The 24,824-nt window shown below is 63.1% G+C and carries 18 protein-coding genes, 1 tRNA gene, 2 pseudogenes and 1 riboswitch; of the genes and pseudogenes, 15 read left to right on the top strand and 6 right to left on the bottom strand.

The annotated features are described in order from the left end of the window. Positions 1–513: 513 nt before the first annotated feature. From QNO18_RS03020 to QNO18_RS03060, 9 genes and pseudogenes are all read left to right on the top strand, one after another. On the top strand, positions 514–1,170 hold the full coding sequence (locus QNO18_RS03020; RefSeq protein WP_283176469.1) for a DUF2291 family protein: 657 nt from the start codon (positions 514–516) through the stop codon (positions 1,168–1,170). After that, on the top strand, positions 1,170–2,708 hold the full coding sequence (locus QNO18_RS03025; RefSeq protein WP_283176470.1) for a sugar ABC transporter ATP-binding protein: 1,539 nt from the start codon (positions 1,170–1,172) through the stop codon (positions 2,706–2,708). Before QNO18_RS03020 ends, QNO18_RS03025 begins: the two co-directional genes overlap by 1 nt. A 26-nt stretch (positions 2,709–2,734) precedes the next feature. Further along, a complete protein-coding gene (locus tag QNO18_RS03030) occupies positions 2,735–3,775 on the top strand; it encodes an ABC transporter permease (RefSeq protein WP_283176471.1) in 1,041 nt (346 codons plus the stop codon). Positions 3,776–3,866: 91 nt separating this feature from the next. Next, positions 3,867–4,814: a D-ribose ABC transporter substrate-binding protein gene (locus tag QNO18_RS03035; protein WP_092900116.1), complete on the top strand. Its 948-nt coding sequence runs from the start codon at positions 3,867–3,869 to the stop codon at positions 4,812–4,814. Between the two features lie 143 nt (positions 4,815–4,957). Next, positions 4,958–5,833 (top strand): DeoR/GlpR family DNA-binding transcription regulator, encoded by an 876-nt coding sequence (locus tag QNO18_RS03040; protein ID WP_283176472.1) that lies wholly within the window; start codon positions 4,958–4,960, stop codon positions 5,831–5,833. Positions 5,834–5,989: 156 nt separating this feature from the next. Further along, positions 5,990–7,434, top strand: a pseudogene (locus QNO18_RS03045) (FGGY-family carbohydrate kinase). Continuing rightward, positions 7,431–8,213 (top strand): DeoR/GlpR family DNA-binding transcription regulator, encoded by a 783-nt coding sequence (locus QNO18_RS03050; RefSeq protein ID WP_283176473.1) that lies wholly within the window; start codon positions 7,431–7,433, stop codon positions 8,211–8,213. Before QNO18_RS03045 ends, QNO18_RS03050 begins: the two are co-directional and overlap by 4 nt. Then, on the top strand, positions 8,206–8,571 hold the full coding sequence (locus QNO18_RS03055; RefSeq protein WP_283176474.1) for an FAD-dependent oxidoreductase: 366 nt from the start codon (positions 8,206–8,208) through the stop codon (positions 8,569–8,571). Before QNO18_RS03050 ends, QNO18_RS03055 begins: the two co-directional genes overlap by 8 nt. Beyond that, entirely contained in the window at positions 8,571–9,854 is a 1,284-nt protein-coding gene (locus QNO18_RS03060; protein WP_283176475.1) for an FAD-dependent oxidoreductase, read from the top strand. Before QNO18_RS03055 ends, QNO18_RS03060 begins: the two co-directional genes overlap by 1 nt. Here the strand turns inward: QNO18_RS03060 and QNO18_RS03065 are convergent, their stop codons facing one another. Then, a complete protein-coding gene (locus QNO18_RS03065) occupies positions 9,855–10,319 on the bottom strand; it encodes a 6,7-dimethyl-8-ribityllumazine synthase (protein ID WP_092900124.1) in 465 nt (154 codons plus the stop codon). An 84-nt stretch (positions 10,320–10,403) separates the two neighbouring features. Then, a riboswitch (FMN riboswitch) is annotated at positions 10,404–10,536 on the bottom strand. Between the two features lie 224 nt (positions 10,537–10,760). Between QNO18_RS03065 and QNO18_RS03070 the strand changes: the two genes are divergently transcribed. The 6 genes and pseudogenes from QNO18_RS03070 to QNO18_RS03095 all read left to right on the top strand — a co-directional run bounded on the left by QNO18_RS03070 (position 10,761) and on the right by QNO18_RS03095 (position 19,202). Further along, a complete protein-coding gene (locus QNO18_RS03070) occupies positions 10,761–11,870 on the top strand; it encodes an efflux RND transporter periplasmic adaptor subunit (protein ID WP_283176476.1) in 1,110 nt (369 codons plus the stop codon). A 10-nt stretch (positions 11,871–11,880) separates the two neighbouring features. Further along, a pseudogene (locus tag QNO18_RS03075) lies at positions 11,881–13,985 on the top strand (efflux RND transporter permease subunit). Continuing rightward, the gene (locus QNO18_RS03080; protein WP_283176477.1) at positions 13,919–14,962 is read left to right on the top strand and encodes an efflux RND transporter permease subunit; all 1,044 of its coding nucleotides are present in this window, start codon (positions 13,919–13,921) and stop codon (positions 14,960–14,962) included. Before QNO18_RS03075 ends, QNO18_RS03080 begins: the two are co-directional and overlap by 67 nt. A gap of 657 nt (positions 14,963–15,619) precedes the next feature. After that, positions 15,620–17,158 (top strand): TerC family protein, encoded by a 1,539-nt coding sequence (locus QNO18_RS03085; RefSeq protein WP_283176478.1) that lies wholly within the window; start codon positions 15,620–15,622, stop codon positions 17,156–17,158. Positions 17,159–17,279: 121 nt separating this feature from the next. Further along, positions 17,280–18,647: a pilus assembly protein TadG-related protein gene (locus QNO18_RS03090; protein ID WP_283176479.1), complete on the top strand. Its 1,368-nt coding sequence runs from the start codon at positions 17,280–17,282 to the stop codon at positions 18,645–18,647. Between the two features lie 478 nt (positions 18,648–19,125). Beyond that, positions 19,126–19,202 (top strand) — tRNA-Pro (locus QNO18_RS03095). Between the two features lie 617 nt (positions 19,203–19,819). Here QNO18_RS03095 and QNO18_RS03100 read toward each other — a convergent pair. The 5 genes from QNO18_RS03100 to QNO18_RS03120 all read right to left on the bottom strand — a co-directional run bounded on the left by QNO18_RS03100 (position 19,820) and on the right by QNO18_RS03120 (position 24,815). Continuing rightward, complete coding sequence (locus QNO18_RS03100; protein WP_283176480.1) at positions 19,820–19,996, bottom strand: MerR family DNA-binding transcriptional regulator; 177 nt, start codon at positions 19,994–19,996, stop codon at positions 19,820–19,822. Between the two features lie 121 nt (positions 19,997–20,117). Beyond that, positions 20,118–21,434 (bottom strand): hypothetical protein, encoded by a 1,317-nt coding sequence (locus QNO18_RS03105; protein ID WP_283176481.1) that lies wholly within the window; start codon positions 21,432–21,434, stop codon positions 20,118–20,120. Between the two features lie 89 nt (positions 21,435–21,523). Beyond that, positions 21,524–22,609, bottom strand: a complete 1,086-nt coding sequence (locus QNO18_RS03110; RefSeq protein ID WP_283176482.1) for a glycosyl hydrolase family 8 — start codon at positions 22,607–22,609, stop codon at positions 21,524–21,526. After that, positions 22,606–23,913: a cellulose biosynthesis cyclic di-GMP-binding regulatory protein BcsB gene (locus QNO18_RS03115; RefSeq protein ID WP_349293879.1), complete on the bottom strand. Its 1,308-nt coding sequence runs from the start codon at positions 23,911–23,913 to the stop codon at positions 22,606–22,608. Before QNO18_RS03115 ends, QNO18_RS03110 begins: the two co-directional genes overlap by 4 nt. Then, on the bottom strand, positions 23,799–24,815 hold the full coding sequence (locus tag QNO18_RS03120) for a cellulose biosynthesis cyclic di-GMP-binding regulatory protein BcsB (RefSeq protein ID WP_283176483.1): 1,017 nt from the start codon (positions 24,813–24,815) through the stop codon (positions 23,799–23,801). Before QNO18_RS03120 ends, QNO18_RS03115 begins: the two co-directional genes overlap by 115 nt. Positions 24,816–24,824 lie beyond the last annotated feature (9 nt).

The raw sequence follows: 24,824 nt of genomic DNA on the forward strand, positions 1-24,824 counted from the left end.
AGGGCTTTCCCCGCCTGCCATCCCCGGAGGGCTGATAACCGGCGCCGGATTATCATGGCGATGCCAGAGGTGGATCTGTGCCAGTTCCCGCCATCAAATCACGTTAAATCAATAAATTGCGATTCAATTTCGCTGCTTATGCAGCACGCCCGGCTGCAACAGCAGCATGTTCGCCGCGAGGGCCAATATCCACGACCCTACCAGACGGAATCAGCGGGAGCGCCCGGCCTTCCCGGAAATTTCAAAGCCTGCATCCGCCTCATTTCATATCTTACTTGACGGATTAAATATCACTATAATATCACAAAGGCTGCAAACGAAGGCGAAAGTCCCCTGGCCCAAAGCCAGCGCGTTGAGGAGCGTGACACCCGGGACCGTCGCAAGGTGAGGAGTTAAAGGTATGCAAACGGACGTTCTGGCCTTCGCCGCCGGCGGCCATGCCCGCTTTGGCACTGGCCCCCTGATGCCGCGCCTGCCGCTTCTCTCAGACATCACTTTCCCGGGAACCAAATCATGAGCCAAAGCCTGGAAACCGCAGCCGCGCCGCGCAGCGAAAGCCGTCGCAGGATCTGGATCGCCGGCGCGATTGTTCTGGCCGTGATCGCGGCAATCGCGCTCGACACTAAGGTGGTACGGGTCGGATCCGACTCTGATACCCGCCAGCAGGCCTTCTCGCCCGACACTTATGGCCAGGCCGAGTTTCCCCGCATCAAAGACGCCGTGATCGCGAAAGCGGTGGATGTGGTGACGCTGGCCCAGGCCGTCCAGGCAGATAAGGCGGCGGCCGCGAAGGAATATGGCACCCCGGCGACCACCGGCACCGTGATGATGGTGAAATTCACCGGCGTCGCGGGCGAGGCGAAATCGGGCGTCTATGAAATGGCGATTGACGGGATGCCGGAAGGGATCAGCGTCCGGCTTCAGACCGGGCCGGCGATCAATGGCACCGACCTGCGTGACGCGCCCGGCGATATCGAATTCGGCGCCTTCAAGAACCAGATCGAGTATCAGGATGCCGGTTCGGCGATCAACCGCGCCATGAAGACCGCCGTTCTGGACGGGATCGACACCGCGAACCTGACCGGCAAGACGCTTGAGGTCACCGGCGCCTTCACCCTGATCAATGCCAAAATGTGGCGCATCACCCCCGTCAGCGTGACGGTGCAGTGATGAGCACTGAGACAGCCAAATTCGACACCGCCGAAGTGGTGCTTGCCGCGCGCAATGTGGCGAAATCCTACGGCGCAGTTCATGCCCTGAAGGGCGTGAATTTCGACATTCATCGCGGCCAGGTCACCACGCTGTTCGGCGAAAACGGCGCCGGCAAATCGACGCTGATGAAGATCCTTTCCGGGGTCATCCAGCCGAGCTCGGGCGAGATCATTCTGGATGGCCAGCCGGTCCATTTCCAGAATTCGACTCATGCCCGCGATCTGGGCATCTCGATCATCCACCAGGAGCTGAGCCTCGCGCCCAATCTTTCCGTGCGCGATAACATCTTCATGGGCCGCGAGATCAAAGGCCCGATGGGCGTCGATTTCGCCGAGGAAGAGCGCCAGGCCCGCAAGCTGATGCAGGATCTGGAGCAGGATATCGATCCGCTGACCCCGGTCGAGGATCTGCGCCTTGGTCAGCAACAGATCGTGGAAATCGCCCGTGCGCTTTCCGTCGACAGCCGCATCCTGATCATGGACGAGCCGACTTCGGCGCTTTCCGCGACCGAGGTCGAGGTTTTGTTCAAGGTGATCAATGACCTGACCTCCAAGGGCGTGTCGATCGTCTATATCTCGCACCACCTGGAAGAGGCGCTGCTGATCACCGATCACGCCGTGGTTTTGCGCGATGGCGCTATGACCGCCTGGGCACCGCGCGCTGACATCGATCTGAACTGGATCGTGCGCAATATGGTGGGCGAGAATTACAATCTCGGCACGCCGCCGGACGGGTATGAACTCGGCCAGACCGCGCTTGCTGTTAAAAACATGGTCGTCCCCGATCCGGGCGGCAATGCCTATAATGTGGTCGACAACCTCTCGCTTGAGGTGAAGGCCGGCGAAGTCGTCTGTATCTACGGGCTGATGGGCGCCGGGCGGTCAGAGCTGATGGAGACCCTGGCCGGGCGGCTGCATGCGGCCTCGGGCCGGATCGAGCTGAAAGGCACAGAGATCTCGCATCTTTCCATCGCGCAGCGGATCGCGCGCGGGCTTGCGCTGGTGCCGGAAGACCGGCAGCGCGACGGGCTGGTGCAGACGATGTCGGTGGGGCAGAACCTGTCGCTCGCCTCGATCACCGCCTTTACCCGCGGGCTTTTCACCTCGCGCAGGGCAGAAAAGGCGCTGATCGCCGATTCGATCAAACGCGTGACCGTCAAGACCTCTGGCCCGGACGCCGCGATTGGCTCGCTTTCGGGCGGCAACCAGCAAAAGGTGGTCATCGGCAAGATGATGGCGACCAATCCGCAGGTGATCTTGCTGGACGAGCCGTCGCGCGGGATCGATATCGGCGCCAAGGCCGAGGTGTTCCGCCTGCTCGCCGATGGCGCGAAACGGGGCCTCGCCGTGGTCTATACCACATCGGAAGTCAGCGAGTGCCTGTCGATCGCGCATCGCATCATCGTCATGCACAAGGGCCGTATCACGGCTGAATTCGGCGCAGACGCCACCAAAGAAATGATCATGGCCGCCTCTGGCGAACAGCACGCGGCTTAAGAGCGAAGTTCGGGGAAAACAGAACAATGTCCGACACCACCAAACCCGCCCCCGCCACCAGGAGCGAAGGTTTCAGCCTGCTGAAGCTTCTGCTTGAAGGCCGGGCTTTCTTCGCTCTGATCGTGATTGTCGCGGTCTTTTCATATCTCTCACCGAATTACTTCACGACTTCGAACTTCCTGATCATGGCCAGCCAGGTCGCGATTTTCGGCCTGCTGGCCATCGGCATGCTGCTGGTGATCCTGAATGGCGGCATCGACCTGTCGGTCGGCTCGATCCTTGCACTGTGCGGCGTGATCGGCGGCGCGCTGATGCAGGGCGTCGAGATCGACGCGCTCGGCGTGATCCTTTATCCGCCGGTCTGGGCGGTGGTGGTGATCACCCTGGTCGTGGGCGCGCTGGTCGGCGCGGTCAATGGCGTGCTGGTCGCATACCTGAAGGTTCCCGCCTTTGTCGCCACGCTTGGCGTGATGTATGTGGCACGCGGCGTCGCCCTTCTGATGACCAATGGCCTGACATATAACCGCCTCGCAGGCTCGCCCGATCTGGGCAATACCGGCTTCAAATGGCTGGGATCCGAGCGGATCGCCGGCGTGCCAATCTCGGTTCTGGTGCTGGCCTTCTGCGCGATCGTCGCCTGGCTTGTTCTCAGCCGCACCGCCTTTGGCCGCTGGCTTTATGCTTCGGGCGGCAATGAGCGCGCAGCAGAGCTGTCGGGCGTGCCGGTTAAATTCGTCAAGGTCACCGTCTATACCCTGTCGGGGATGCTTTCGGCGGTGGCGGGTCTGGTCCTGTCGTCGCAGCTGACCTCGGCTGGCCCGACCGCAGGCACGACTTACGAGCTGACCGCGATTGCCGCGGTGGTGATCGGGGGCGCCGCCCTGACCGGCGGGCGCGGCACCGTGCTTGGCACCATGCTCGGCGCTTTCGTGATCGGCTTCCTGTCGGCGGGCCTCGTGATCACCGGCGTCTCGTCCTACTGGCAAACCGTTTTCACCGGCGGCGTGATCGTGCTCGCAGTGCTGATGAACTCGATCCAGACCGGCAAAGGCGGGAGGAAAGCCTGAGCCACACCCCTTCGCCGGGGCGCCTGGACCATACCCCGCGCGCCATTGGCAAAGACCGCAAGACTGCATGCAACCCCTGGGAGGATTACACATGCTTAAACTGACCCGCCGCGCGCTGATGGGTGCTGCCGCCGCTCTGCCGATGATGGCTTTCGCCGCATCGGCCGAAGGCCTGATCACCATCATCGTCAATGACCCGGCGAACCCCTATTGGTTCACCGAGGGCGAAGTCGCCAAAGCGACCGCAGAAGAGCTTGGCTACACCGCCAATGTCTCCTCGCATAAGGGCGACACCAATACCGAGAGCACCCTCGTCGATACCGCGATCACCAATAAGTCGGTCGCGATCATCCTCGACCCGGCCAATGCCGATGGCTCGATTGGCGCAGTGCAGAAGGCTGTTGATGCGGGCATCCCGGTTTTCCTCGTGAATGCCGAGATCAACCAGGAAGGCCTGGCCAAGGGTCAGCTCGTCTCGAACAACGCTCAGGGCGCAGCTCTGGGTGCCCAGCAATGGGTCGAGGCCGTTGGCGATGCGGGCAAGTTCGTTGAACTGTTCGGCAACCCGGCAGACAACAATGCCGCGACCCGTTCGAACGGCTATGAAACCGTCATCACCCAATATCCGGATCTGGTGAAAGCCGGTCAGGAAGTGGCGAACTGGGACCGCACCCAGGGCTACCAGAAGACCCAGTCGCTCCTGCAGGCGAACCCGGATGTCATCGGCCTGATCGCCGGCAATGACGAAATGGCGCTTGGCGCGATTGCCGCGCTGAAAGAGGCCGGCAAGCTGGCTCAGGTCAAAGTTGGTGGCTTCGACGGCTCGCCCGACGCGGTCGAGGCAATCAAGGCCGGTGAGCTGCAATATACCGTTCTCCAGCCGGTCGCGATCTTCTCGCGCGAAGCTGTGGTTCAGGCCGACAAGTTCATCAAAACCGGCGAAACCGGCGCGGCATCGGAAAAGCAGCTCTTTGACTGCCTGCTGATCACCGCAGACAATGTCGACAAATACACCGCTCCCTTCGTTCTGTCGGAGTAAGCCCCGGCGCGGGCCGGCCCTCCGGCCCGCCGCTTCTGCCTTTTGCCGGTGCCGGATTGTTCCGGCCCGGCTTTCCCTCCGCTGAACATCGCCGTCGTTTGCCTTTCGGGTGAAATGCAGTAACCGGCTGGCGGGAGGCCCAAATGTCCGAGCATAAATACTTGTCAGATCCGATTCAGGATCCACGCCCCGATCTTCTGGGCAGCGATGCGATTCCGTCTGACAGCCGCCATGCCCGCCAGATCGCGCGGCGCCAGCTGATTGCAGAGACGGTGATCGCCGAGGGCTCGATGCGGATCGAGGATCTGACCTCGCGTTTCGGGATCAGCCTGATGACGGCGCATCGCGATCTCGATGAGCTCGCTGGTCGCGGGCTTTTGCGCAAGATGCGTGGTGTGGTTTCTGCTGCACCAACCAGCCTGATCGAGGCCTCGGATCTGTGGCGCACTTCCCGTCAGGGCGCCGAGAAACGCGCCATCGCCGCTATGGCCGCAGCAGAGCTGGAGCCGGGCCAGGCCGCGTTTTTCGATGACAGCACCACCGTATTCGAGATGGTGCCGCATCTGACCACCCGCGTGCCGCTGACCGCGATCACCAATTCCCTGACGCTGATGAATGCGCTGCGCTCTACGCCGCATATCACCCTGCTCGGCCTGGGCGGGCAGTTGCACAACTGGTGCAATGCCTTTCTCGGGCCGGTGACCGCGACCAGCATCCGCGCGCTCCGCGCCGATCTCGCCTTCATGTCCACCGCCGCGATCACCGATGGCCAGGCCTTTCACCAAAGCCCCGAGATGACCGAGATCAAGCGCGCCATGCTCGATTGCGCCGATCGCCGCATCCTGCTGGCCGATCATTCCAAATTCACCCGCCGGGCGCTGCATTCCATGGCGGGTTTGCGGGACTTCGACCTGGTGATTGTGGATGACGGACTGGACCCGACGCTGGCCAGCCATCTCCTGCGCGAAGGGGTGCGGTTAAAACTCGCGCCGCTCGCGGAGGGTGATCCGGCAATGTAACATCACTTGATGTTACATTAACATCATGAAATGGTGCCTTTCGTGGAACCGCCCATGTCGCGCGGTCGGGAGGTCTGTTTCATGGCTGATCAAGGTCCCTGCCTTCTTGGCATCGACAATGGACTGACAGTGACCAAAGCGGTCGTGTTCGACGCGATGGGCCGCCCGCTTGCCGTGGCGCGCCGCCGCCTGCCGCAGCTTATGCCCCGCCCCCGCCATGTCGAACGCGATATGAACCGGCTCTGGGCCGCGACGGCCGAGGCGATTTCCGAGGCGCTGGCGCTTTCGGGCCGGGCCAGTGATATCGCGGCGGTGGCAGCAACGGCGCATGGGGACGGGCTTTATCTCCTCGACCGCGAAGGTGCGGCGCTTGGGCCCGGGGTCCTTTCGCTCGACAGCCGCGCGGCGGATCAGGTGGCGGAATGGGAAGGGAATGGTGTCTCGGCTCGCGCACTGGATCTGTCGGGCCAGATGCCGCATGCCTCGGCGCCAACCGCGCTCCTTGCATGGATCCAGGCGCATGAGCCGGAGCGGTTCGCGAAGATCGGCCATATCCTCGCCTGCAAAGACTGGCTGCGCTATTGCCTTTCGGGGGTGATCGGCACCGATCTGACCGAGGCGAGCACCTGTTTCACCAATGTCAGGACGCAAGACTACGACCCTGAGATCCTGAGGCTTTTCGGGCTGGAGGCATTGTCACATGCGCTGCCGCCGGTCGCGCTGCCCGATCAGATCATAGGCCAGGTCACCGCTGCCGCAGCACGGCTGACGGGGCTGCGCGAAGGCACGCCCGTGGTCGCGGGGCTGCATGATGTGACTGCCTCGGCGCTTGGGATTGGCGGACATGGTGCGGGGCGCGTGGCGATTGTCGCCGGCACCTATTCGATCAATGAAACCGTCTCGAACACGGCCAAAACTGATGCGCGCTGGTTCTGCCGCAATGGGCTCAGGAAGGGCGAATGGAACAATATGTCGATCTCGCCGGCCTCGGCGGCGAATTACGACTGGTTCCTCGATACGCTCTGCGGCGATGACCGGGCAAAGGCGGAAGCGGCGGGCGAGAGCTTTCACGCGCTGATCACGCCCGAGATTGAAGCCGCATTTCAGCGCCCCTCGACCTTGATGTTCCACCCCTATCTCTTTGGCTCGCCGCATGGGGCGGGGGCTTCGGCGAGTTTTCTCGGCCTGCGCGGCTGGCATACCCGTGGCGATATGCTGCGCGCGGTGATCGAGGGGATCGCTTTCAACCACCGTATCCATGTCGATGCTTTGCGCGATGGGTTTCAGCCGCAAACCGCGCTTCTGACCGGGGGATTTCGCGCAATCCGCTTTTCGCGCAGGTCTTTGCAGATGTGCTTGGCCTGCCGGTCACGGTGACGGCAACCGAGGAACCCGCCGCCTGGGCGGCAGCACTTTGTGCGGGCTCGGGCGTGGGGCTGTTTGACGGCCCGACCGCCGATCCGCGTGACCTTGCAACGCTTGGTAAGACCTGGGTGCCTGACCCGGTTCGCCGCGCTGAGATGGACGCGCGCTACCGGCTGCATTGCGATCTGGCGGCTTCGCTCGCGCCGCTCTGGCCGCAGCTGGAAGCGCTGGCATGAGCAGCGCGGCAGGCAAACCGGGTCGCCGCGACGAGATCGCAGCGCTGGTGATCGAGAAAGGCGAGGTCCGGATCGACGATCTGGTCCAGGCTTTCGGCGTCTCGCGCATGACGATCCACCGCCATATCGAGGATCTCGCGCGGCAGGGGGTTTTGCGCAAGCTGCATGGCGCGGTCTCGGCCCAGCCTTCGGGCGTCTATGAAAGCCTGATCGCCTGGCGCGAGACCCATGCCGCCGGCGCGAAAGCCGCGCTGGCCCGCGCCGCGCTGGCGGAAATCCAGCCGGGCCAGGCGGTGATCCTTGACGACAGCACCACGGTCGCCGCGCTTGGGCCCCATCTGGGCCAGATCGACCCGCTGACGGTGATCACCAACAGCCTTGGCATGATGCAGCGCCTTTCTGCCCCCGAGGGGCCGCAGCTGATCGCTTTGGGCGGCGATTATCACCCGACCTATAACGCCTTTATCGGCCATCTGTGCGAGACCGCGCTGGCCGGGCTGCGGGCAAATCTTGTGATCTGTTCTGCCTCGGGCGTTTCAGGGGCGGTCGCCCTGATCCAGGACGCGCGGGCGGTGCGGGTCAAACAGGCGATGCTGAAAGCGGCGGCGCGGCGCGTCCTGCTGCTGGACCATACCAAATTCGGCAAACTGGCGCTGCACCGCTTTGCCGATCTCACCGAATTCGACGCGGTCTATGTGGATCGCGGCCTTGCCCCCGACACGGAACGCGATTTGCGTGCGGCGGGTGTCCCCCTGATCCTGGTGGATGAGAATGACTGACATACAAGATATTGACGTGCTGATCCTCGGTGCCGGGGTCAATGGCGCCGGTACCTTCCGCGACCTCGCGGAACAGGGCGTGAGCGTGGTGATCGCGGATAAGGGCGATTTCAGCTCGGGCACCTCGGCGGCGCCGTCGCGGCTGATCCATGGCGGGATCAAATACCTTGAGACGGGTGAATTCGGCCTGGTTGCGCAGTCGACGCTGGAGCGCAACCTGCTGCTCAGAAACGCGCCACATGCGGTGCATCCGCTGCATACGGTGATCCCGATCTTTTCATGGTTCAAAGGCATTCCGGCGGCGATACGGACGCTGTTCGGATCGACCACCGCGCCCCGGTCGCGGGGGCGGTGCTGATGAAAATCGGCCTCAGCCTATATGATTTTTACGGTGCAAAACGCCGGGTGATGCCGAAGCACAGCCTCTGGTCGAAAACGCGCGCGCTGAAGGAAATCCCGCCGCTGACGCCGAAGATCGTCGCGGCAGGCACCTATTATGACGCGACGGTGCGGATGCCGGAACGCCTGGTGCTGGAACTGCTGATGGATGGCAAACGCGCCAATCCAAATGCCGAGGTGCTGAACTACACGACCGGTCTTGTGGTCGAAGGTGATGTAATCCGCCTGACCGCAGCGGACGGCACCTCGCGTGCCTTCCGCCCGAGGATCGTATTGAACGCAGGCGGCCCCTGGATTGACCGGGTCAATGCGCAGCTGGGGCTGACCACAAAACTGATCGGCGGCACCAAGGGCTCGCATATCCTGCTGGATCACCCCGGAGTCATTGCCGCGCTGAAGGGCCGGATGATCTATTTCGAGGCCGATGACGGGCGGATCTGCCTTGTCTTCGACTATCTTGGCCGGGCGCTGGTGGGGTCGACCGATATCCGCGCGGCGGATCCGGATGATGTGCGCTGCGAAGAGGACGAGATCGACTATTTCATGCAGGCGATTGCCTCGCTGCTGCCTGGGCTGAGTTTCTCGAAGGATCAGATCGTCTATGCCTATGCCGGGATCCGGCCACTGCCGGCCTCGGATGCGGCAAATCCCGGGTTGATCAGCCGCGACCATTCGGCGCCGGTGATCGAAGCCGAAGGCGCGCGGACCTGGCCGGTGATTTCGCTGGTGGGCGGCAAATGGACCACTTTCCGGGGCTTTTCGGAAGAAGTGGCCGATGTGGTGCTGAAACGGCTCGGGCAGCCGCGGAAAGTGTCAACGCAGGATCTCGCCATTGGTGGCGGGCGCGACTATCCGGCGGATCAACCGGCCTGGGTGGCGCAGGTCGCAAGCGAGACCGGTGCCGGCCAGGGCAGGGTGAAGGCGCTGTTCGCGCGGTATGGCACAACGGCGCGCGCGGTGGCAAAGGCCGAAGGGTCGCGCCCGATCACGCTTTCGGATGCGCCGGATTATTCCCTGCAGGAACTGGGCTGGATCATCCGCAACGAACAGGTCGTGCATCTGGATGACCTGGTCAAACGCCGCACGGCGCTCTCGGTGACCGGTGTGCTGACCGATGCCAGTCTTGAACAGGCGGCGGGCGTGGCTGCCGCCGCGCTCAACTGGGATGAGGCGCGGCGGGCCATGGAAGTAGAGCGGGCGCGGGAGGATCTTAAATCCCGCAACCGCCTGCGGCTGAAATGATCAGCCGTTGATTTTGGCTTCGAGGTCGCGCATCGCCTTGACGGCTTCTGCGGCCTCGGCGCCTTTCTTGACGAAATGCGCGTGGTAAAAGCCTTCCAGCACTTCCACCGGCTGGAAGTTATGCGGCGTCAGCGAGACGGAATAGACCGGCACTTCGGTCTCAAGCCCGACCTGCACCAGGCCGTCCACCACCGCACCGGCGACGAAGTCATGGCGGTAGATGCCGCCATCGACGACCAGGGCCGCAACCACGATGCCTTCATATTTGCCGGTTTTCGCGAGCTTTTTCGCCACCAGCGGCGCCTCGAGCGCGCCGGGCACGTCAAAGACGTCGATCCCGGTGCCGGGCAGCACTTTCTCCGCACGCTCGGTAAAGCCTTTCAGCGCCTGATCGACGATTTCAGAATGCCAGCGGGCACGGATGAACGCGATGCGCGGGGATTTGGAGGAGGAGTTATCAGTCATTTCGGAACCTATCCGTTGAGTTAACGTCTTCGGCCCCAGAGCATTGCCCGCCTGACAGACCGGCGAAGCCGGGTTTCCCATCAGACAGGTTCTCTTTCATCCGGACTATACCGTCGGCCCCGGAATTTCACCGGATCTGCTGACCCTCTCCCACCGGGAGAAGCGCTCGCGGGCTATAACCGCCGGTGGGGAATCTCACCCCGCCCTGAGAACTCCTAAGGGCTAACATGAGAGAAAATATGAAATCAAGGCCCGGCCGCGCATTGCCGCTCTTGTGATCCTCACAAGAACAAATAAGCATTGCCGCCGAAGACCCGGGAAAGCGGTCGGTCCGATACAGCTATGTCAGATTGACCACTCGGACCGGAAAGTTCAGTTAAACACGGTTCAAGACCGGAATAGTGCCGGCATCCGACAGAACCGCGCCAGCAGGAGTAACCGATGATCAAGCGGCTCATAATTGCAGTCATTCTTTTGGGAATAGTCGTCGGCGGAATCGTCTGGTTCAAGTTCTTTCGTGACGAGATGATTGCGCAGTTCCTCGGGGGGATGGTGCCGCCGCCGGTCGCGGTCAATGCCGAACCGGTGCAGCCGGTGACATGGGAGCCGGGCATCGACGCCATCGGCACTTCGCTGTCGCGCCAGGGGGTCGATCTGGCAATTGAGAGCGGTGGTCTGATCCGCGCGGTGCAATTTGCCGCCAATGACAAGGTCACCGAAGGTCAGATGATGATCCTGATCGACGATGACAGCGAGAAGGCGCAGCTCGGATCTGCCGAGGCGGCGCTCAAAGTCGCCCGCGCCGAGGAAAGCCGCGCCCGCACCCTGTCGGATCGCGGTGTCGGTGCCGCGACCACGCTGGAAAGCGCCGAGGCCCAGGTCGAAAGTGCTGCGGCGCAGGTGGCGATTGCGCAGACCGCGCTTGACCGCAAGACCCTGAAAGCCCCCTTCGCCGGGGTGATCGGCATCCCGCGGGTCGAGGTCGGGCAATATGTCTCGGCCGGCGAAATCTATGCGACACTGCAGGATCTCAGCCGGATGCGGGTCGATTTCTCGGTTCCTGAACAACAGCTTGCCGTTCTGAAGATGGGCGGCGCGGTGACTGTCACTTCAGAGGTCGGCGATTTTTCCGCCACCGGCACGATCACCGGCATCGAGCCGCGCGTTGACCCGAATACCCGCATGGTTTCGGTTCGGGCCGAGGTCGAAAACCTCTCGGGCGGGCTGGTTCCGGGGCAGTTCCTGCGCGTCCGCATCACGCTTCCGAAAGAGGAAGGCGTGATCGCGGTGCCGCAAACGGCGGTCAGCTCTTCGCTTTATGGCGATACGATCTATGTGATCCAGGACGGCGAGACGGCGGAAGAGCAGAAGGTCGAGCAGGTCTTCGTGAAGCTTGGTCGCCGCGCCGGCGGCCGGATCGAGGTCACCGAAGGGATCAAGGCGGGAGACCTGATCGTGACCTCGGGTCAGAACCGTCTGACCTCGGGCGCGCGGGTCAGGGTCGACAATTCTGTCGATCTGATGCCCAAAGCCGAAACCCAGGCCGAATAAGGGGAAACGGATGCATTTTTCTGAGATCTTCATCCGACGCCCGGTCCTTTCAACGGTCCTTGGCGCCCTGATCCTGTTTATCGGCCTCGCTTCGGTGGTGAACCTGCCGGTGCGCCAATATCCCGAAGTCGAGGAATCGGTCATCACCATCAGCACCGTCTATGCCGGTGCCGATGCCGAACTGATCCAGGGCTTCATCACTTCGCCCATCGCCTCGGCGGTCTCGACCACCGAGAATGTGGATTACATCACCAGCGCCTCGCGGCAGTCGGTCTCCACCGTCACGGTGCAGATGAAACTGGGCGCCGACCCGGATATCGCGCTGACTGAAGTCATGTCCAAGGTCAACCAGGTGCGCGGCAATCTGCCTTCCGACGCCGATGATCCGGTGATCCTGAAAGGCACCGGCCAGACCTTCGCGCTGATGTATCTGGCGGCGCAGAACCCGAATATGTCGTCCGAACAGCTGAATGAATATCTGGAACGCGTGATCAGCCCCAGGGTGACCAATATCCAGGGCGTGGCTCAGATGGATATTCTGGGCGGCCAGGAATTCACCATGCGGGTCTGGCTTGATCCGCTGAAGCTTTCGTCGCGCGGCGTGACGGCGGCAGAGGTGCTGGGGGCGATCAGGTCGTCGAACTTCCTCTCGGCACCGGGCAAAACCGAGAACGAATATTTCGTTTATTCGCTGACACTTGCCTCGACGCTGCAAGATGCCGAAGCCTTTGGCGAGCTGCCGCTGGTGTCGGGTGAGAACGGCGTTGTGAAGCTGCGCGATGTCGCGCGGATCGAACTGGCCTCGGGCGAGCCGGAAGGAATCGTGACCTTCAAGGGCCAGCCCGGCACCTTTATCGGCATCATTCCGGCACCGGGCGAGAACCAGCTCGATGTGGCCTCGAATGTGCTTGAGGCGCTGCCCGAATTGCAGGCCACGTTGCCCCGGGGCATGGAAATCACCATGGTCTATGACAGCACCGAGACCATCGCCGCCTCGATTTCCGAGGTGTTCAAGACCATCGCCGAGGCGGTTGCCATCGTGGTGGTGGTGATCTTGCTGTTCCTCGGGTCGTTCCGCTCGGTGCTGATGCCGATCGTCACCATTCCCCTGTCGCTGATCGGGGTCTGCGCGATCATGCTGGCGCTTGGCTATTCGATCAACCTGCTGACGCTTCTGGCGATGGTGCTGGCGATCGGCCTTGTGGTGGATGATGCCATCGTCGTGGTGGAAAACATCCACCGTCATATCGACGAGGGTCTCTCGCCACCCAAAGCCGCAATTCTGGGGATGAAAGAGATCACCGGCCCGGTGATCGCGATGACGATCACGCTTGCCGCCGTGCTGGCGCCGCTGGCCTTTACCGGCGGCCTGACCGGGTCGCTGTTCACCGAATTCGCACTGACACTCGCCGGGTCGGTGATCATTTCGGGGGTCATCGCGCTGACCATCACCCCGCGATGTCGGCACGTCTGCTGACCCATGGCGAGCCCGGGCGCTTCCAGAAGATCGTCGACAAGACGCTGAACGGGCTTGCGAACTGGTATGAGCGGCGCATCTCGTCGTCGCTGGATTACCGGCCCGTGACCCTTCTGATGGTGGTCTCGTTGCTGGGCGCGACGGGCTTCATGCTGACGAACACCTCGTCAGAACTGGCACCCGAAGAAGATCAGGGCGCGCTGTTCGCGCTGATGAATGCCCCGCGCTATGCGACGCTGGATTACACCCAGGCCTTTGCCACGGAAATCACCAACCGCACCAAAGACATCGAAGAGGTCGAGACCTATTTCTCGGTCGCGGGCATGGGGACGCCGAATACCGGTTTCTATATCTGGGCGCTGAAGGACTGGGCCAATCGCAGCCGCAGCCAGGAAGAGATCAAACAGCAGATCCAGGGCGTTCTCGACAATGCGCCGGGGATGCAGAGCTTCGTCTTCGCACCGCCCTCGCTGCCCGGCGCGGGCGGTGGGCTGCCGATCTCGATGGTGATCCAGTCGATCCACGCCCCGAACGCGTGGTCGAAGTCGCGGATGAGATCTACCAGAAGGCGATGGCCAGCGGCCTCTTCATCGTCGTGCAGAACTCGATGTCGTTTGACGCACCCCAGGTGCGGGTGACGATTGACCGCGACCGCGCCGCCAATCTTGGCGTTTCGGTCTCGGATATCGGCACCACGCTTGGCCTCCTGGTCGGTGGCGGCGCAGTGGCGCAGTTTGACCGCGACTCGAACAGCTATGATATCGTGACCCAGGTCCCGTCTGAATGGCGCGACAACCCCGAGCGGCTGAATGACTTTTTCGTCCGGTCCTCTTCGGGCGCGATGCTGCCTTTGTCTGCGGTGATCAATCTTGCCCCGGGCGTCGCAGCCTCGTCGATCGAGCAGTTCAACCAGCTTAACTCGGCCACGCTGTCGGCAATGGCGATGCCCGGCGTGTCCAGCGGCACCGCACTGGCAAAGCTTGAAGAGATTGCCGCAGAGGTCCTGCCGGATGGCTTCTTCATCGACTATTCCGGCCAGTCGCGGCTGGAAAAGACCGAAGGCAATACGATCATGCTGGCCTTCGGGGCGGCAATCATCGTGATCTACCTGGTTCTGGCCGCGCAGTTCGAAAGCTTCCGCGATCCCTTCATCATCATGATGTCGGTGCCACTGTCGATTTTCGGCGCGCTTTTGCCGCTGTATATGGGGGCGAGCACGCTCAACATCTACACTCAGGTGGGTCTGATCACACTGATAGGTCTGATCACGAAACACGGGATCCTGATGGTGGAATTCGCCAACCAGCAGCGCGAGGATCACGGGCTGTCGCGGCGCGCAGCAATTGTCGCGGCGGCGAAAACCCGTCTGCGCCCGATCCTGATGACCACTGCGGCCATGGCTCTGGCCGTGGTGCCGCTGATCATCGCGGAAGGCGCGGGGGCCGCGGCGCGGCAGGCGATGGGTCTGGTGATCTTCACCGGCCTGTTGATCGGGACGCTCTTCACCCTCTTTGTGGTGCCGATGTTCTACACGCTGATCTCGCGCTCAGATGCCGCTTACGCCTTGCACAAACGGCAGGTGGAGCAGCAATTCGGGTCCAGCCCGGCACATTGAGCCGGCAAAACACACCGGAAAGGAGGGCTCCGGCCCTCCTTTTTCTTTGCGCGCTCCCATGCCGGTGGCGCGGTTTCACCGCCCGATGGCTATAAAACCTTCATATTTTTCATGGAAGCTCGCCGCCAAGATCATGGCCCTGGCGCCATTCCGCCGGCAAATCTGTCTGATTCTGGCAGAAGTGCTTGCGGCTGACGCCGACATGAAGAAAACTTACGCTGCACCGGGGCGTGCGCGACGGCGGGATAATCGCCCGCTCGCAGCTCCGGACCGGCAATTATGGGAACACGGGTGAAACTCGGTCACGTCACAGCGCGGCAGACGCGCAGGTCAGTCGGCATATCATGCCGCGCCCCCGCCAGATCGCGGGGCACCTGCAACACGGGTGTCACAGGCGCAGGCCGTGGCACCTCTTCTGCCGAACCGGCCGCCGCGCCGGCCCCCTCGGATGAGGGCTCAGGCAGTATAGGGCGAAGTCTCGACGCCCAGCCCCCGCGCCCCGACGAAGGGAAACCTTCGTAAGAAGGCCCCTCTTACCCCTGATACCCCTGCCCTGCCCTTTTGCGGGCAGTCACGCCAACCATTACGCCAACCGCGCCGGGATGATCCCGGCGCGGCTTTCTCACTTCGGAGCCAAGCCTCGTGTTATTTGAATGGATGTCTGACCCGGCCGCCTGGGCCGGCCTCGCGACACTGATCGTTCTTGAGATCGTCCTGGGGATCGACAACCTCGTCTTCATTGCCGTCCTCGCCGACAAGCTGCCCGCGCATCAGCGCGACCGCGCCCGCATTATCGGCCTGTCGCTGGCTTTGATCATGCGTTTTGTACTGCTGGCCTCGATCGCCTGGATCGTGACGCTGCAGTCAAACCTGTTCACCATATTCGGACATGGTTTCTCGGGGCGCGATCTCATCCTGATCTTCGGCGGTCTGTTCCTGCTGTTCAAAGGAACAATGGAGCTGCATGAGCGGCTGGAGGGGCATTCCGGCCAAAAAGAGGGGTCTGTCGTCCAGGTCGCCTTCTGGCAGGTCCTTTTGCAGATCGTGGTGCTGGATGCGGTGTTTTCGCTGGATTCGGTGATCACCGCCGTCGGCATGGTTCAGCATCTTTCCATCATGTATATCGCCGTGCTGGTCGCGATGGCGGTCATGCTGCTGATGTCGAAGACGCTGATGAATTTCGTCTCAAAACACCCGACCGTGGTCATTCTCTGCCTTGGCTTCCTTATGATGATCGGTTTCTCGCTGATTGTTGAGGGTTTCGGCTTCCACATCCCGAAGGGCTATCTCTATGCCGCCATCGGCTTCTCGGTGGGGATCGAGGCGCTGAACCAGATCGGCCGCGCCAATCGCGAACGCTACATCACCTCGGGCGACCTGCGCGACCGCACGGCCGAGGCGGTGTTGCGGCTTCTGGGCGGGCGTAAGGGCGAGGATCTGGGCGGCACAGCGGATGTGATCGCCGACCGCTCGGCCGAGCAGGCCCTGTTCGCGCAGGAAGAGAAAGAGATGATCCAGGGTGTTCTGGGTCTCACCGACCGGCCTGCGACCTCGGTGATGACACCAAGGAACGAGATCGACTGGATCGATCTCGACTCCGACGAGGCGAAGATCCGCGAACAGATCCTCGATCAGAAGCATTCCCGTTTCCTGATCGCACGCGGCAGCCTCGATGAGTTTTCAGGCGTGGCGCTGGCGCGTGATCTGATGCGCGATCTGCTGACGGATGGTCATATCAGTGTCGAGCGTTCGGTGCGAGAACCGCTGGTGCTGCATGAAAGCGTCTCGGTGCTGCGCCTGATGGAGCAGCTGCGCCGGGCCCCGGTGCAGCTTGCCGTGATCGTTGACGAATTCGGATCTCTCGAAGGGATCGTCACCCCCACCGATGTGCTGGAGGCGATTGCCGGCGACTTCCCCGACGAGGATGAAGCGCCTCTGACCGAGGAACGCGCCGAGGATGGGTCCTGGCTGGTCGATGGCTGGATGGATATCCGCCGCGCGAGCGCGCTGTTCGAGGCCGATCTCGAGGATGAAACCGAGCGCTATTCGACCCTTGCCGGCTATATCCTCTGGCGGCATGGCAATATGCCGGTCGAAGGAGAAAAGCTGGAATTCGACGGGCTGGAATTCGAGATCGTCGCGATGAATGGCCGCGCCATAGACAAGGTCCGCGTCCGCCGGTCTGAAGCGGCGTGAGCATGTCAGTAAGAGTTTAATAGAAACAGAGGCTTAATCTTCTTGGTGGAAGGAAGAGCTGCGGCCACAGTGAGCGACAGTGCACTGATGGCCGCAGCTCTTCCGGACAATGCCACCCGACATGATCCGTTTTCCACATATTGGCGCCCTGCGCCGCTGGCTTGCCGATACCACCGGCAGCGTGACGATCTTTTTCGTGGTGATCTTTCCGATCCTGATGCTGATCGGTGGCCTGGCAACAGATGCCGTGCGGCTCAATGCGCAGAAACGCTATACCCAGTCTCAGGCTGACCTGGCCGCCCAAAGCGCGGCGCGGTTCCTGCCCGATCCGGTGAAGGTGCGCGCCATTGCCCGCAAAGTGGTGGCGGTGAACACGCTCTATGGTGAGATCGAATTGCAAAATTCGGATATCCTGCTCGGCAGCTACAGCGCGCAAGGCGGGTTTGTGCCACATGCGAACCAGGCCAGTCCGACCGGCGCCAGCGCGGTGATGGTAAAGGTGCCCTCGCGCTACCATCCGCTGCTTCTTGGCCCGGTCATGCGCGATGAGAATGTGGTGATCAGGCGCTCGGCCGTGGCGGGGCAACAGGCTGTGGTGGTCTTCACGCTGCGCAACCGCCTGCTCGGGGTGAACACCCGCAAAGCGATCCTCGATCCGGTGCTCTCTGGCCTTGGGATCGGGCTGAACGTGCCGGTTCTCAGCTATGAAGGGCTGGCGAATACCAGGGTCAAAGTCGAGGATCTCCTGTCACTGGTCTCGCTTGGTCTTGCAACCGAGGTCTTCACCTTTAACGATGTGCTGCATTTGCCCCTGACAGGGCCGCGCCTTTTTACCGGACTCGTCCAGGCCGGAGGTCTGCCGGCGGGCGCCCTGCCAGCGGCGGCGCATGGCGGTCAGCCGGTGACCCTCGCCGAAGTGATGAACATCTCGCCCGGCCTGTTGAACGCCAGGATCGGGGATGTGCTGCCGGATGTAACGGTGAATGCCTTTGATCTGGTGATGGCCTTCCTCGGTCTTGCCGCCGATCCCAAACAGCGGCTGGATATTGGCACCGGGCTCAATCTCGGGCCGCTGGCCAATGTCGGGCTGAAGATCGGCCTTGTGCGCCCGCCGGTGATTGGCATTGGCCGGATCGGAGACACCCCGCCGCCACGTGCCTCGGTGTCGCAGGTCGATGTGGCGCTTGGCGCAGATACGATCAACGCCGGGAATACCGCACTCTTGCGGGTCGCTCTGAATGTGGGCCTGGGGACGGCAGACGCCGTCGCGCTCAGCCTCAATTGCGGGGCGACTCAGCCCGCGGATCAGCTCGCACTCTTTCGGGCCGAGACCGCGCCGGTCGAGCTTGCACTCAGGGTCGGGCTGCTCGATTCCCGTGCCAATGTCGCACCCGCAGATATGAACCGTGTCAAGCTGGCGCGCGGGTTAAGGATGTGCCGATCCGCCTCGACCAGTTCCGCAAGCCGGTGCCGGTGCGCAACCCGCTGACCCTTTCCCGCCTGGTCGCCGATGTCAGCACTTTCCTCGATTCGGTCCGAAATGATCTGCAGGCCCAGGTCAATGCCAGGGCCTGCGAGGGAGGGTTGCTGTCCCTGCTTTCCTGCCCGCTGTTTACGGTGGTGAATGCGACGGTCTCCGCGCTGCTTTCGGTGCTCAGCGGCCTGATCAGCAGCATTTCCTCACTCCTCGCCTCGCTGGGGTGGATGCCATCGTGCAGGCTTTGCTGGATCTCCTGGGAATCAGCGTGGCCCAGGCAGATCTTATCCTCGACGACTACAGCTGCAGCACCTCTGTCCTGCAATAGGCGGGGGGCCGGCCAGCACCAGGCCGCAGGCCGACCCGCCCCGACTCTCCGCCTCGATGCCCCCCAAACACCGCCGGCCGGCCGCCTCGCGTTGATTTCCTGCAAAGAGCCGGGAATGCCCCTTGCAAAACCCCTGCTCTGGCGCTATCCCGCCTCAATGGTCGGAGCGTAGCGCAGCCTGGTAGCGCACCTGCTTCGGGAGCAGGGGGTCGGAGGTTCGAATCCTCTCGCTCCGACCAATTTCCCGAATAATTGCAAACACTTAGTGCCATGTCGTCTAATACGACTCGCTCGTGCAAAAGCCATCATAGCGGCATACTGGCCGGTCGGGCTTCACGCGATTCTAGCCGGTGCCGCGCTTCCCGAAACTCGTCGCGATCATAGGCCTTCGGTTCGAGCCACCAGCGCCTGCCGTTTTTGTCCTGAGTGGCGAGACTGCGCATGTCATCCTGCCGCAGGACATAGCAGACAGGGTTTCCTTTTCCAGATTCCCGCCGGAATGCTTGGTCCACCAGCTTTCCGGGATGGCCTTGTCCCTGATGGCAGACCACTGCATGTCGGGGACAGCAGCCATGTGCCGGTGGCGGATACGGCGCGAACTCTACCTCCGATCCCGATCACAAAGGGTTGTTCCTGCTGGCTCTTGGGGCCGCGCGACCGCCCAATGACCGTGGTGGGGGTCAGGGCGCTCTCCATCTCGTCCCACGAAGGCCGGGTCGCATAAGTCGGCTTCCTCGGCGATCTTCCGGCGCATCTGTTCGCCGGTCAGCCAGTGGTCTCCGGATTTGGTGGGCGGGTTGCCCGGGGGCTTCGGTGGACGCGGCGGTTCGTCTTGGCGACCCTGACGACGTAGCTGTTACTCCTCGCGGCGGTTGGCGGCATGGATGAAGGACAGACGCGGACTGTTCGTCCACGCGCTGGCCCCCATCAGGATTTCACGCCGAAAGACCCGATGATTGGCTAAAGGTCTCTCGGAGGTGATCAGCCCCTTTCGTTCATAGAAGTGGAGCGTGGAAATGGCGAAGTCGATCATCGTAAGCCTGAGGTCACGCACTCTGACCAGCGCTTGCAATCAGACCGTCTCTCTCCCGTCCTGATCGTCGAAGAGACGAGCTTCGCGTGGCCTTTGCTACCCGAAGCCCCGGATCGCCCGCCTAGCCGCCGCTGGTCGCACGCAGGCCGCGGCGGGTTTCGTCGGTCGACAGCTCACTGTTGAGTTTCTGGAATTGCCGCCGCGCCTCGGCGCGGTCCCCGAGGCTCAGCCAGGCATAGGCCCGCAGGATGGCAAGGTCGCGGCGCAGACCGCCGCCCAGCTGTTCAAGCGCGTCAAAATAGGCGATCGCCTGTTTGTAACGCTTGTTTTTATAGGCACTCACGCCCCGCTGATCGAGGATCTGGCGCTCGATATCAAGCCGTTGTTTTCGGGTGAAATCGGTCGATGCCGCGATGCGTGAGGCTTCCTCGGGCATTTGCATTTTCAGATGGGCCAGTGCCAGACCATAGGCAGCATCCCGGCGCTGATCCGCTTGCAGCCCGGCCTTCAGCGCCGCTTTAAAGCTCTGCACCGCCTCCATCGGCTGGTCGAGATTATAGGCGCACCAGCCGCGCTGATAGATCACCGAGGCCACGCGCGAGCCGGAGGAGAGCGCAAGACAGCGCGGCCAGTCTCCTGCCGCAGCAGCAGCCTGAAAGCCGCTGCCGCCGGCCCCGCCCTGAGCGGCCGGCGCTTTGGCCGCCGGTCGCGCGGGTACCGTTTCGCCAGAAGATGCCGGGGCCGGTGTTGCTTTCGGCGTCTTCCCGGTTTTCGGCGGCTCCGCAGGCGCGGTCACCACAGCCGCAGGCGCGGTCACATCATGGCCACGCCCGGCAAGCAAACGGCTGCGCAGCGCCTGCAATTCCGGATCCATGGCGGGCAGGCGCTGGCCCACCTGCGACAGGAGAGCGAGGATCTCTGCCTCGCTTGCAACCGCATTGGCCTTTTCCAGCGTTGCGATCAGATCCGCCGCCACGACACAGGTTCCTGCCACCGCACGATAGGTGCCAAGCGCATCCGCCGCCCACCCTGCCGCCGCCTGGGCCTCGGCGATACGCCAGGCGTTGTTGATCCGGTCACAGCGCAACAACCCCGGCACCGACGAGGCCACCGAGACCGCCTGACTGAGATTTCCCGCCGCCAGCGCCGCGTCAAACCGCATCTGGCCATCCGCAATCGCGAGCAGATCGGTCATCGCGGAAGGTGGCTCCCAGGACGGAAATTCCGCGCGTGTCGCGGCAATCAGCGCGCGGGCCTGGTCGATCTGCCCCGCCGCGATCAGGCGAAAAATGTCATCAATCTCGGTCGATGGGCCGGTCACCGTCAGCCTGCTCATATCCGCAGGCGGTTTCCAGGCCGGGTATTTCAACTGCAACCGGCGCAGTTCGGCCTCAACCGAAGCCTGATCCTTTTGCTGCACATAAAAGCTGAGCGCCAACAGTTCATCCGGGGCGGGCGCAGAAACCTCCTGGGCCGCAGCCGGGCCGGCTGCCGTCAGAAAAAGGGCGCAAAGCAGAAGGGAACGCATCATATCGGCACACATCTTTGAAAGCTGGAGGCCTGGACGACCAGCGCCATCAGATGCAGCGTGGCCGGATAATAGGGCTGATCGTCGGTAAAGCCGGGCATCACCGAGCCGACCGCATTGCTGGTCACGCAATCGGCCAGCGCACCAAGTGCTGCATAGCCGGGATGGGCGCTGCGTTCAAAAACGCCAGTGCCGGCGGTATCGAAAACCGTGGCAACGCCGCCAGCATCCCCCGCCGCCGCCATCCGCGACGCATAGGCGCGCACCGCCGGGCTTTGCGGCTGATCCGACCAGAGCGCGAAAAGCGGAACCCGCACCGCCTCGTAGCCCGAAACCCCGGAAAAGGGTTGCGGCGCCGGGGCCACGCCCTGAGCCGTTACCATGACCCAGTCCGGCACCGGGCCGCGCGCGGCCAGCGCCGCGATCAGCGTGTCGCCATCCGCGGCCAGCCGGGCAAGGTCGGGCAGCGAGGCGAGTGCTGCAAGGTCGCGCAATGCCCGTGCCATGTAATAGGAGGGGTTGACGACAATCCCTTCATCGCGCCGGAAACCACTTGTTCCGGGCAGAAGGATCAGCCTGCCGGACCCGTCCGGACAGGGGGCGCTGCAGCGCCGCGCCAGATCGCCAGCAATGGCCACCGCGCGCGCAAGACGGGCCTTACTGTCGCTCAGCGGTGCCGCAAGGCTCAGTCCCCAGGCGTAGAAAAGATCGCCGTCACTTGCATTGTTGCGATCCGTGACATGCGGGGTGGCATCGGGCCGCCAGCGCCAGGCCAGCAGCGCATCCTCGCGGATGGCGAGATTGGTTTCGGTCCAGCGGATGATCTGCGTCACCGCCGCATCATCGCCGAACAGCGCGGCAAGGGTCAGCCCATAGCCCTGGCCTTCGGAATGGCTGGCATCGCCCTGAAAACCGTCGACCACCCGACCGTCCGGCGCAAGGCAGAGGGCTTTCCAGGCCCGCCAGCTTTCCTGTAACGGATGATCCGGTGCAAAGGGGCTGACGCTGGCCATGGCGGTATGCGGTAAAAGCGGCATCACAAGCGCTGCCCCCAATCCTGCGCCAAGAAAGGACCTGCGGTTCATCGCTCTTCCCGCCCCCGTCGGCTCAACAACACATAAAGCAAGGCCGGAATCGCCGAGAGGAGCGTCAGCCCCAGCATCGCAAGTGTAAACAAAAGCGGCGACCAGGAGGCGTAATTGCCCAGAGCCGTCCGCATCCCGCCTGCATCAGGCACGGTCAGCATGCGCGGCGGGCGGATCGGGGTCCAGACCTGCCAGCTGCCATCCGCCTGGAGCAATGCGGCCTCTCCCTGGGCCATCGACGCCACACGCAGACGGTTCAGCGCCTCACCGATCGCCTCTGGGGCCACGCCCGGCCCCAGCATCAGCCAGAGCTCGCCGCGTTCGGTGAAGTCGGGGCGCAGCAGCAGGGCCTGGCCCCGGCGCCCCTCCAGCCAGTCCGGCAGGCTCTGCGAGGTGCCGACGAAAGAGCTTTCACGCAACAGCCTGTATTCGTGCGCAAGCAGGGCAGAGGGCGAAAAACTCTGCCAGAGGTCGCGGACAAAGCCCCCGACTGCGGCAGGATCCTCCGGCTGCCCCGGCGCCTCGGGATCCGCGTCTTCGACCAGGGTGAATGCAGGGGTGCTGGTCGCGCGACCATTGGCTGCGGGCGTGCCGCCAGGGGCCGGTTCTGCGGCAACCTGCGGCGGGTCGTTCAGCGGAAAGAGCACACGCTGCACGGTGTTCAGGCTGAGATCGGTTTTCTCGAATGGCACCAGGCCGAAATCGCTCAGCCCGACGACCTGCAGCCTGACCGTGCCCGACATCTCGGTCACAGGGGCCAGTTTGGCTGCGATCCGCATCGCATCCTGCGCGAGCTTTTTATACTCGATGGCGCCTTCGGGCGCGATCACACCCGACGGGTCCAGCCGCAACAATACGGCGGCAAGCCCCGGCAGCACCATAGAAGGAGACGGCGGGATGGTCAGACTGCTGTCGTTTAACACCGCCAGCAGATCCGCGCGGCGGACCGGGCAGGCCCCGTCCGGGGGATTGCCGGGCACCATCATTTCAAAGGACAGCGTGTTGCGGCCCGGATGCAGAAGATTGGCGTTGAAGCTTACCGGCAGCACCGGCAGTACTTCGCCGCCATTCTGGTCAAGCGGCAAGAGCCGGATGGTCTCGTCATTGACCTTCACAAGCAGAATCGCGCCATGCGGCAGATTGCGGGCAAAGCCGTAATGCAGGTCGAGGCGGGCCTTTTGATTGGCCATCAGCAACCAGTCTGCGGGCAGCGAAAAGGGAAGATCGCGGCGGAAATAATGGGTATTTCCAACCACATCTGCGATTCCCAGATCGGAAAGCAGGGTCTTTTCCCCAGGCCGGATCGCGGGCGCGCTTTCGGGCAGTGCCGGCGGGAAGGCGGCCAGAAAGGGGTCAGGTCAGGCAGGGTGCCGTCCTGATACTCCACCTGAAGCACCAGCCCGCGCGCGGCGCCGCGCCGCACCAGCGCATTCGGCCGATCCGAGGGGATCAGCGCGACTGAGGCGATTTCCCGTGGCTCCAGGCTGTAGAAAGAGGACTGAGCAACGCCTCCCCCCGGCCCGAGCGCCCGTTCCAGCTGTTCAGACAGGCTTCGGATCAGCGCGGGGTCCGTCGCCTCATCAGCCAGCAAGAGAAGGTTGCGTCCGCCGGCGGTCTCGCTTTGCGCCGCCAGCGCGAAGCCCGCTGCATCCGCAGGCAAGGCGCTGTCATCAATCAAGACACCGCTATTGGTCAGGTCGATCTCGGTCCAGACGCCGAATGTGGCCTCCGGGCCGCAGAAAATCCGGTGCGGCTGCTGCAAAGACAGTCTGATGCGGTTGCTGCCAGGGATCAGCGCCGCAGTCTCGACCGTGACCCCGGTGAAATCCCCCAGCTGATCAAGCCTGATCCCAACCGGATCCGCATCATTCACCACGATCTGCATCATGGCCTGATCAGGCAGGACATTGACGCTGGAATGCAGGGTAAGCTGCAGTGTTTCGGGCAGAACAGTCCCCGCAGGCAGGTCGAGGCGCAGATCCACCCCGGCGGTTTCACCGGTCAGCCGGATGGTGCCGGGCGCCACGAGGCTCGCCCCCACCTGCACCCCATCGGGCAGGAGGGTCGCAGGCCGGGGCCGGATGAGCCAGCCCGTGCTGGCAGTGGCGCTGCCCGCGCTGCGGTCACGGTCAACCGGTATCTGCGCGATCGCGGCCTCTTCGCCGGGCGCGTCCTCCGGAACCTCCGCCTCTGCTTCGGTTTGCACCGGCGCTGG

Origin of the sequence: Gemmobacter sp. 24YEA27 (genome assembly GCF_030052995.1) — a bacterium.
Classification (GTDB): Bacteria; Pseudomonadota; Alphaproteobacteria; order Rhodobacterales; family Rhodobacteraceae; genus Pseudogemmobacter.